At 74.4% G+C, this 9,678-nt stretch carries 3 protein-coding genes; all 3 read left to right on the top strand.

The genetic code is table 11. The features are described from left to right. Positions 1-1,100, top strand: a 1,100-nt coding sequence (locus AXW62_RS37635; protein ID WP_159061052.1) for a beta-ketoacyl reductase, incomplete at its 5' end; no start/stop codon positions are given. Positions 1,101-1,147: 47 nt separating this feature from the next. Further along, the gene (locus AXW62_RS46855; protein ID WP_060948332.1) at positions 1,148-7,762 is read left to right on the top strand and encodes a type I polyketide synthase; all 6,615 of its coding nucleotides are present in this window, start codon (positions 1,148-1,150) and stop codon (positions 7,760-7,762) included. 68 nt (positions 7,763-7,830) lie between these two features. After that, on the top strand, positions 7,831-9,678 hold a 1,848-nt coding region (locus tag AXW62_RS37625; RefSeq protein ID WP_159061051.1), incomplete at its 3' end, for a type I polyketide synthase.

Genomic DNA, 9,678 nt, shown 5'->3' with positions numbered 1-9,678 from the left:
CCACCATCCCCGCCGAACACCCCCTCACCACCGTCATCCACACCGCCGGTGTCGCGGAGAACACCCCGCTCGCCGAGCTCGACCTGCCCCGGATGGAGGCGGTGCTGCGGCCCAAGGCGCTCGCCGCCACCCTTCTCCACGAACTCACCCAGGATCTCGGCCTCGGCGCCTTCGTGCTCTTCTCGTCCGGCGCCGCCGCCTGGGGCGGCAGCCGACAGCCCTCCTACGCCGCCGCCAACGCCCATCTCGACGCCCTCGCCGAACACCGCCGCGCCCGGGGGCTGCCCGCCACCAGCCTGGCCTGGGCGCCGTGGAGCGAGGCGGGGATGGCCGCCGACGAGACCGTCAGCGACTACTACCGCCGACGCGGGATGCGTCCTCTCGCCACCGATCTCGCCATCGCCTCGCTCCAGTACGCCCTCGACCACGGGGACACCACCGTCGCCGTGGCGGACATCGACTGGGAGAGGTTCCCGGCCGGTTTCACCGCGCAGCGGCCCAGTCCACTGCTGTCCGGTCTGGCCGCCGCCGCGTCGCCGGGCGCCGGTGGTGCCCCGGAGGACACGGCGGCCATGAGCGATTCCCTGCGGCAGCGGCTCGCCACCGGCACCCCCGCCCAGCAGCACCAGCTTCTCCTCCACCACGTCCGGACGCATGCCGCCGCGATCCTCGGCCACCCCACCGTCGACGCCGTGCCACCCGCCCAGCCGTTCCAGGAGCTGGGTTTCGACTCGCTCACGGCCGTCGAATTCGGACAGCGGCTCTCCGCCGGCACCGGTGTCGACCTGCCGCCCACGCTCGTCTTCGACCACCCCACCCCCAAGGAGCTGGCCGACTTCCTGCGCGAGCGGCTCGTCGAGGGGGAGCTGACCTCCGAGGGACATCTGCTGTCCGAACTCGACCGGTGGGACGCGGTCTGTAAGCCCTCGGCGGTGGACGAGGCGGCCCGCCGGCGGATCACCGGACGGTTGCGGCTGCTGCTGGCCAAGTGGAACGACACCGAACGGGACACCGAGCGTTCCGCGGCCCACGGCGAACTCGAGACGGCGACGGCGGAAGACATCTTCGACCTCATCTCCGACGAGTTCGGAAAGTCGTGAGCCCGATGTCCCCCACCCTCCGCGACGCGCCAAGGAGCCTCCGCCCGATGTCGAACGAAGAGAAGCTTCTGGACCACCTGAAGTGGGTCACGGCCGAGTTGCGCCGGACTCGTGAGCGCCTGCGGGAGGCCGAGTCCGCCGAGCCGGAGCCGATCGCGATCGTGGGCATGGCCTGCCGTTATCCGGGCGGGGTGCGGTCCGCGGAGGATCTGTGGCGGCTGGTGCGGGACGGCGGGGACGCCGTCTCCGGCTTTCCCACGGACCGGGGGTGGGGCCTCGAGGAGCTGTTCGACCCGGACCCCGACAGCCCGGGGAAGTCCTATGTGGACCAGGGCGGGTTCTGCGATGACGCGACCGCGTTCGACGCGGCCTTCTTCGACATCAGCCCCCGCGAGGCCCAGGCCATGGACCCGCAGCAGCGGCTGCTGCTGGAGACGGCGTGGGAGGCGTTCGAGCGTGCCGGGCTCCATCGGGAGTCGTTGGGCGGGAGCAACACCGGTGTGTTCGCCGGGGTGGGTTCGCATGACTACCTGTCGGTCATCGGCGACATCACCAGCGAGGTGGAGGGCTACGTCGGCGCCGGGAACCTGGGCAGTGTGGTGTCCGGCCGGGTCGCGTACGCGCTCGGTCTGGAGGGGCCCGCGGTCACCGTGGACACCGCGTGTTCCTCCTCGCTGGTCGCCATCCACCTGGCCTGTCAGGCGCTGCGCCTGGGCGAATGCGATCTGGCCCTGGCGGGCGGGGTGGCCGTGATGGCCACGCCCGGCGCCTTCATCGAGTTCTCCCGGCAGCGCGGTCTGGCCCCGGACGGCCGGTGCAAGCCGTTCGCGGCGGCGGCCGACGGCACCGGCTGGGGCGAGGGCGCCGGATTGCTCGTCCTGGAGCGGCTGTGCGAGGCACGGCGCCACGGCCGCCGTGTTCTCGCGGTGATCCGGGGTTCCGCGGTCAACCAGGACGGCGCCAGCAACGGTCTCACCGCGCCGAACGGGCCCGCGCAGCAGCGGGTGATCCGGCAGGCGCTGGCCAACGCCCGGCTGACGGCGTCCGAGGTGGACGCGGTCGACGGGCACGGCACCGGAACCACCCTCGGCGATCCGATCGAGGCGCAGGCGCTGCTGGCCACCTACGGACAGGGCAGGGCGGAGGACCGGCCACTGTGGCTGGGCTCGGTCAAGTCCAACATCGGGCACACCCAGGCCGCCGCCGGTGCGGCCGGTGTGATCAAGATGGTGATGGCGATGCGGCATGAACTGCTGCCCGCCTCGCTGCACATCGACGCGCCGACGCCGCACGCCGACTGGACGTCGGGGGCGGTGCGGCTGCTGACCGAACCGGTTGCCTGGCCGCGTGCGGACCGGCCGCGCCGGGCCGGGGTGTCCGCGTTCGGGATTTCCGGGACGAACGCCCATCTGATCCTGGAGCAGGCCCCCGAGCCGGTCCGGACCGCGCGTGGCCCGGACACCTCGCGGGACGGTGCCGACCGGGTGGGCGGGGTGGTGCCGTGGGTGATCTCGGCCCGCGGCAGCGAGGCGCTGCGCGGCCAGGCCCGCGCACTGGCCCAGCGGGTGACCACCGAGCCGGCGGCAACACCGGAAGCGGTGGGCTGGTCACTGATCAACACCCGCTCCGTCTTCGACCACCGCGCCGTCGTCACGGGCGCAACCCGCGACGACCTCCTGGCCGGACTCAACGCCCTGGCCACCGGCGCACCCCACCCCCACCTCAGCACACCCGAACCACACACCACCGCGGGCGCCCTGAGCACGGCAGGCACCGGACCGGTCCTGGTCTTCCCCGGCCAGGGCTCCCAATGGGCCGGTATGGGCACCGCACTCCTGACCACCTCACCCGCCTTCGCCACCCGCATCACCGAATGCGAACAGGCCCTGGCCCCCCATATCGACTGGTCCCTGTCCGACGTCCTGCGCGACGGCGTCAACCCCACCGACCTCACCCGCGCCGACATCATCCAACCCCTCCTCTGGGCCACCATGGTCTCCCTCGCCGCCGTTTGGGACCACCACGGCCTCACCCCCACCGCCGTCATCGGCCACAGCCAAGGCGAAATCGCCGCCGCCTGCGTCGCCGGGGCCCTCACCCTCGACGAGGGCGCCCGCATCGTCACCACCCGCGCCCACGCCCTGCGTCACCTCACCGGCCACGGCGCGATGGCCTCCCTCGCCCTCAGCCACACCGGAACCGAACACCTCCTGGCCACCCTCGGCCACCCCGCCGACGCCGTCGCCATCGCCGCCATCAACGGCCCGAACTCCACCGTCGTCTCCGGACCCCCCGACCAGATCACCCACACCCTCGCCGCCTGCCGGAAGGCCGGCCACCGAGCCCGCCGCATCGACGTCGACTACGCCTCCCACAGCCCACATGTCGACACCATCGCCGAGGAGCTGAGGGAGGCGCTCGCGGGCATCGAACCCGTCCAGGCGGAGGTGGCGTTCTACTCCACCGTCACCGGCGCCCGCATGGACACCAGCGGACTCGACACCGCCTACTGGGTGGCCAACCTCCGCCGGCCCGTGCGGTTCGCCGACGCCCTGCGCGCACTCCTGGCCGACGGCCACCGCGTCTTCATCGAAGCCAGCACCCACCCCGTCCTCACCATCGGCATGCAGGAGACCATCGAGGAAACCGGGATCGACGCGATCACCGTCCCGACCCTGCGACGCGACCACGGCGGCCCCGCCCAACTGGCGCGATCGGTGGCAGCGGCCTTCACCGCCGGCGTCGAGATCGACTGGACCCGCTGGTTCCGCACCGACCCCCCGCCCCCCGTCATCGACCTGCCGACCTACGCCTTCCAGCGGCGGCGGTACTGGCTGGACGGGCGTGGTGGCCGCCGTGGCGACCCCGGCGGCCTCGGGCTGGGGTGCGCCGGGCATCCGCTGCTCGGTGCCGCCGTGGACGTCGCCGAGGGGGGCGCCCATCTGCTCACCGGCCGGCTGTCCCCGCGGACCCACCCCTGGCTGAACGACCACCGGGTGCTGGACACCGTCCTGCTCCCGGGGACCGCCTTCGCCGAGCTCGCCCTGCACGCGGCCACGCGGACCGGCTGTGACCACGTGTCGGAGCTGACCCTGCACGCGCCGCTGGTGGTCCCCGAGGGTGAGGCGGTGGATGTGCAGATCGCCGTGGCCGCTCCCGACCCCACCGGTGAGCGTCCGATCACGGTGCACGCGCGGCCGGCGGCCGACACGGGCGGCGCGGCCTGGACCCGGCACGCCACCGGGACGCTCGCCACCTCGTCCGCGGCCGGTCCCGCGGCGCTCGACGGTACCTGGCCGCCTCCCGGGGCCGCGCCGCTTCCCATCGAGGACTTCTACCGGCGGCTCGCCGGCCACGGCTACCGCTACGGGCCGTCGTTCCAGGGGCTCACCGCCGCCTGGCGGCTGGACGGCGACGTCTACGCCGAGGTGTCCCTGCCCGAGGAGGAGCGCGCCGGCGCGTCCGGGTACGGCATCCATCCGGCGCTGTTCGACGCCGCGCTGCACGCCCGCGCCCTGGCCGTGGCCCCCGGCTCCGAGGACGCGCACCGGATCCTGCTCCCCTTCACCTGGAGCGGGCTGCGGCTGCGCGCCACGGGAGCGGACACCCTGCGGGTCCGCATCACCGCGACGGCGCCGGACCGGCTCACTCTGATCGCGGCCGATCCGACCGGCGCGGCGGTGGCCGGGGTGGCGGAACTGATCCTGCGCCCGGTGCCGGACGGGCAGCTGGGCCGGGCCCGTTCGGCGGGCAGGGACGCGCTGTTCCAGCCGGTCTGGACGCGGATGACGCTGCCCGAGGGCGCCCCCGCGTTCCGGGCGGCCGTCATCCGGCCGGAGGGCGGCCCGCCGGCCGGCGCGCTGCCCGACGTCCCCCGTCTTCCGGACCTCGCCGCCGTGCGGGCGGCCGTGGGACACGGAGCCCCGGCCCCCGAGGTGGTGTTCGCCTTCTTCGGCTCCCCCGCCGATGGCCGGGTCGATCCGGTGGAGCGCGCCCACGACCTCGGCACGGAGGCCCTGGAGGTGCTCCAGGAGTTCCTGGCCGCCGGTGAGTTGGCCGGCACCCGGCTGGCCGTGGTCACCCGTGGCGCGGTCGCGCCACGGCACCAGGACGAGGTCCACGATCTGCCCGCCTCCGCCGTATGGGGTCTGGTGCGCAGCGCCCAGTCGGAGAACCCGGGCCGGGTGCTGCTGCTCGACCTGGACGGCCGGGACAGCACACGAGGGGCCCTGGCCGGGGCGGTGGCCTCGGGCGAGCCCCAGCTGGCGCTGCGCGACGGCACGGCGCACGTACCGCGGCTGGTCCACGACGACGCGGCCGGGCGGCTCGCTCCGCCGGAGGGTTCGGCCGCCTGGCGGCTGGGGCTCACGGGCCACGGCAGCCTGGACCACCTGGCCCTGGTCGACTGCCCGGAGAACACCCGTCCGCTGGGCCGGGGGGAGGTCCGGGTGGCGCTCCGGGCGGGCGGGGTGAACTTCCATGACGTCGTCGTGGCGCTGGGCATGGTGGAGGACCCCAGGCCGCTCGGCGGCGACGGTGCGGGCGTGGTCGTCGAGGTGGGGCCCGCCACCGGCGGGTTCGCGGTGGGCGACCGGGTGATGGGCCTGTTCAACGGCACCGGGCCGCTGGTCGTCACCGACATCCGGTTGATCACCCCGATCCCCGCGGGCTGGTCCTACGCACAGGCGGCGGCCACTCCGTCCGCCTTTCTCACCGCCTACTTCGGTCTCGCCGACCTCGCGGGACTGCGGGCCGGGGAGAAGCTGCTGCTGCACGCGGCCACCGGTGGCGTGGGCCTGGCGGCCGTGCAGCTGGCGCACCACTGGCGGGCCGAGGTGTACGCCACCGCGGGCCCCGCGAAGTGGCACGCCCTGCGGGAGCGCGGTTTCGACGACCGCCACCTGGCCTCCTCGCGCACCCTCGACTTCGAGGACCGGTTCCGTGCCGCCGCCGGATCCGTCGATGTGGTGCTCAACTCGCTGGCCGGCGACTTCGTGGAGGCGTCCCTGCGACTGCTGGCGCCCGGCGGTCGCTTCATCGACATGGGCCGCACCGACGTCCGCGACCCCGAGCAGGTGGGCATCCGGTACCCGGGGGTCGCCTACCGGGCGTTCGACCTGGTCGGCGACGCGGGGCCGGACCGTATCCAGCGGATGCTGGCCGAGTTGTCGGCGCTGTTCGAGGACGGGACGCTGGAGCCGCTGCCGACCACGCTGTGGGACATCCGCCGGGCTCCCGAGGCGTTCCGCCACTTCAGCCGGGCCCGCCACATCGGCAAGATCGTCCTGACGCTCCCCACCGCCCTCGACCCGGAGGGCACGGTGCTCGTCACCGGCGGTACGGGTACCCTCGGCGCCGCCACCGCCCGCCATCTGGTCGCCCACCACGGCGTGCGGCGGCTGCTGCTGATCAGCCGCCGGGGCCCCGGCGCTCCGGGGGCCGCGGAGCTGGCGGCCGAGCTGACCGGGCTCGGGGCCCAGGTCTCGATCGCGGCATGTGACGCGGCCGACCGGGACGCCCTGGCCGAGCTGCTGGAGACGGTCCCGGACCGCCACCCGCTCACCGCCGTCGTCCACGCCGCCGGGCTGCTGCGCGACGCCACGGTCGAGGCGCTCACCCCCGGTCAGCTGGACGAGGTGCTGCGGGCGAAGGCCGACGCGGCGTGGCATCTGCACGAACTCACCCGGGAGTCGGGGCTGTCGGCGTTCGTGCTGTTCTCCGCGGCCGCCGGGCTGCTGGGTGCGGCGGGGCAGGGCAACTACGCCGCGGCCAACGCCTTCCTGGACGCGCTCGCCGTGCACCGCCACGCCCAGGGCCTGCCCGCGACCTCGCTGGCCTGGGGGTACTGGGCGCAGGCCACCGGGATGACCGGGGGGATGACCGACACCGACCGGGCGCGGCTGGGGCGGGCCGGCATGGTGGGGCTGGAGACCGAGCAGGGTCTGGCGCTGCTCGACACCGCCCTGGGCAGCGGCCTACCGGCGCTGGCGCCCATCCGGCTCGACCTGGCCGCCCTGCGGCGCCGGGCCCACGCCGACGATCTGCCGGCCCTCCTGCGGGGCCTGGTGCGCGGCGCCGCCCCACAGGCGGCCACCGGCGCGGTCGGAGCGGGCGGAGCGGCACCGGCGGAGGCGTTCGCCGCCATGTCCGAGGAGGACCGGCGGCAGGCGCTCCTCACCCTGGTGCGCGGCGCCACGGCCACGGTGCTGGGCCATGACACGGCGGACTCCGTCCACCCCGCCCAGAACTTCCGGGAGCTGGGCTTCGACTCGCTCACCGCCGTGGAACTGCGGAACCGGCTGGCGGCCGCCACCGGTCTGCGGCTGCCCGCCACGCTGGTTTTCGACCACCCCACGCCCACCGCGGTGGTGCGGTTGCTGCGGGGGCTGCTGGCCCCGGCCGGGGTGACGCCGATGGCCTCGCTCCTGACCGGTCTGGACTCCCTCGACGCGGCCCTGGCCGGGGGGATCGCCGACCGGGAGCAGCGGGCCGGGATCGCGGCGCGGCTGCGGGAGCTGCTGCGCAAGGCGGAGGGCCCGCCGTACGACACCGGGGGCGACGACGGCCCCGCCGCGGAGGATCTGGCCTCGGCCAGCGACGAGGAGTTGTTCCGGGCGCTCGACAACGAGCTGACCATCTCCTCCGACGACCGCCTCCGGTGAACCAGGACCTCCTCCGGTGAACCAGGACCGCCGAATCAGGACCGCCGTGACGATCGGGTTGATGCGATATGACGGATGACGAGAAGCTCCGCAGCTATCTCAAGCGGGCGACCGCCGATCTGCGTCTGGCCAGGCGGCAGTTGCGCGAGGTCGAGGACCGCGCCCGGGAGCCCGTCGCCGTCATCGGGATGGCCTGCCGCTTCCCCGGCGATGTGGCCACCCCGGAGGACTTGTGGCGGGTGGTGGACGAGGGGACCGACGTCATCTCCCCGTTTCCCGAGGACCGTGGCTGGGACCTGGACAAGCTCTACGATCCGGATCCGGAGCACCCCGGTACCAGCAGCGCCCGCGAGGGCGGGTTCCTGCGCGAGGTGGCCGATTTCGACGCCGAGTTCTTCGGGATCAGCCCGCGTGAGGCCGCGGCGATGGATCCGCAGCAGCGGCTGCTGCTGGAGACGGCGTGGGAGGCGTTCGAGCGTGCGGGGCTGACCCTGGAGGCGCTGGGCGGCAGTGCCACCGGGGTGTTCGCGGGAGTGGACTCGTATCACTATCTGTCGCTCATCGGCCGGCCGACCGGCGACTCGGCGGGCTATGTGGCCACCGGGAACCTGGGCAGTGTGGTCTCCGGCCGGGTGTCGTACTCGTTCGGGCTGGAGGGACCCGCGGTCACGGTGGACACCGCGTGCTCGTCGTCGCTGGTGGCCACGCATCTGGCGGTGCGGGCACTGCGGCAGGACGAGTGCTCGCTGGCCCTGGCGGGCGGGGTGACGGTGATGGCCACGCCCGGCGGCTTCACCGAGTTCTCCCGGCAGCGGGCGCTGTCCCCGGACGGGCGGTGCAAGGCGTTCGCCGCGGCGGCGGACGGCACGGGCTTCTCCGAGGGCGCCGGTCTGGTCCTGTTGGAGCGGCTGTCGGACGCGCGGCGCAACGGCCACCGGGTGCTCGCGGTGATCCGGGGTTCCGCGGTCAACCAGGACGGCGCCAGCAATGGTCTCACCGCGCCGAACGGGCCCGCGCAGCAGCGGGTGATCCGGCAGGCGCTGGCCGACGCGGGGCTGTCGCCGTCCGAGGTGGACGCGGTGGAGGCACACGGAACGGGAACGACGCTGGGCGATCCGATCGAGGCTCAGGCGCTGCTGGCCACCTACGGACAGGGCAGGGCGGAGGACCGGCCGCTGTGGCTGGGCTCGGTCAAGTCCAACATCGGGCACACCCAGGCCGCCGCCGGAGTGGCGAGCGTCATCAAGATGGTGCAGGCCCTGCGGCACGGGGTGCTCCCCGCCTCGCTCCACATCGACGCGCCGACCCCGCATGTGGACTGGGGCGCGGGTGCGGTGCGGCTGCTGACCGAACCGGTCGAGTGGGCGGCGGACGGACGGCCGCGCCGTGCGGGGGTGTCGTCGTTCGGGATTTCCGGGACGAACGCCCATCTGATCCTGGAGCAGGCGCCCGAGCCGGTCCGGACCGCGCCCGGTCCGGACACCTCGCGGGACGGTGGGGTACGGGTGGGCGGGGTGGTGCCGTGGGTGATCTCGGCACGGGGCAGTGAGGCGCTGTGCGGGCAGGCGGCGGCGTTGGCCCGGCGGGTGGCCGCCGGGCCCGTGGCTTCGCCGGAAGCGGTGGGCTGGTCGCTGGTGTCCAGCCGGTCGGTGTTCGATCACCGGGCGGTGGCCGTGGGCGAGACCCGTGAGGAGCTGACGGCGGCGGTGGAGGCACTGGCCGCGGGCGGCACCCACCCGGCCCTAATCCACCCCGGCCGCGCCGCGACGGCCGGTGGCCCGGGCCCGGTACTGGTCTTCCCCGGCCAGGGCCCGCAATGGGCCGGAATGGGGGCCGCACTGCTGGACGCCTCACCGGTGTTCACGGCCCGGGTGGCGGAGTGTGAACAGGCCCTGGCACCCTACGTCGACTGGTCA

The sequence above is a fragment of the Streptomyces hygroscopicus subsp. hygroscopicus genome, assembly GCF_001553455.1.
GTDB lineage: Bacteria > Actinomycetota > Actinomycetes > Streptomycetales > Streptomycetaceae > Streptomyces > Streptomyces hygroscopicus.
Note: the sequence above shows the minus strand (reverse complement) of the source record. Positions and strands in the feature narration are given on the sequence as shown.

Bases quoted from the DNA above. Each gene is read 5' to 3' on its own strand.
- AXW62_RS46855 (WP_060948332.1), top strand. From the start codon at position 1,148: ATGTCGAACGAAGAGAAGCTTCTGGACCACCTGAAGTGGGTCACGGCC.